A 415-nucleotide genomic window follows, 5' to 3' on the forward strand; every position below is an offset into this window, starting at 1 on the left:
AGTCCCAACCGACGACACAGCTTCCGGAAGCGTTTCGACCGATAACAGGCGCCATTATCAGTGAGTAGCCGACTGAATCGAATACCGAGCCGGGCGTAGTAGCGCAGCGCCTGTAACAGCGCCAGACAGGCACTGTATCTCGTTTCATCAGGATGCAGGGAGCTGAACGCCACGCGGGAGTGGTCATCAATCGCCACATGAGCATACTCCCATCCCGCACCGGGGGAATCCTGGCGGCGGTCACCGGTGACACGATGGCCGGGACGACGGAAACGTCCCAGCTTTTTGATGTCCAAATGCAGCAAATCACCCGGTTTTTCATATTCATAGCGTTGTACCGGAGCAGCAGGCTCCAGGTTAGCCAGTCGATTAAGTCCCCTTCGTTGCAGGATACGGGCGACTGAACTGTGCCCCA

Annotated in this window: 1 protein-coding gene; it reads right to left on the minus strand. The window is 57.3% G+C overall.

The window, feature by feature from the left end:
• A partial coding sequence (locus tag ACLHZ1_RS20640) for a DDE-type integrase/transposase/recombinase (protein ID WP_427263544.1) occupies positions 1 to 415 on the minus strand: 415 nt, incomplete at both ends.

This window comes from Aeromonas sobria (assembly GCF_050266975.1).
GTDB lineage: Bacteria > Pseudomonadota > Gammaproteobacteria > Enterobacterales > Aeromonadaceae > Aeromonas > Aeromonas sobria_B.